We start from the raw sequence: 504 nt of genomic DNA on the forward strand, positions 1-504 counted from the left end.
GTGCCGAAGTATTGCGGATCGGTCACTTTTTCAGTAGCAACGCCCAGTTGCGGATTGGTTTTCAGCCAGTCATTAACCACCGCTGTGTCACCAAATACCCCATCAATACGACCATTTTTCAGGTCGATAAAGGCATTCTGATAACTGTCATAGGAGACAGTTTTCACTTCCGGGTGCTGATCCTGAATATATTTCTGGTGCGTGGTGCCGTTTTCCATCCCAATACGTTTGCCTTTCAGATCGGCAAACGTTTTGTAGGTATCTTTTTTGGCAATCACGACGGCTGAGTTTTCATAGTAGGGCGTGGTAAACGATACCTGTTTGCTACGCTCCGGCGTGATATCCATTCCGGAGATTACGGCGTCATATTTTCTGAATTTCAGTGACGGGATAATGCTGTCGAACGCGTGATTCGTAAAAGTACATTCTGCCTGCATTTGTTTGAACAAGGCTTTTGCCAGATCGATATCAAAGCCGACAATCTCATTATTAGCACCTATAGAT

1 protein-coding gene is annotated in these 504 nt (G+C 45.0%); it reads right to left on the bottom strand.

The features are described 5' to 3' along the window. A partial coding sequence (locus AC5O77_RS22730) for a transporter substrate-binding domain-containing protein (RefSeq protein ID WP_494507296.1) occupies positions 1-504 on the bottom strand: 504 nt, incomplete at both ends.

It is taken from the genome of Stenotrophomonas sp. INTA L402-1 (genome assembly GCF_059295135.1).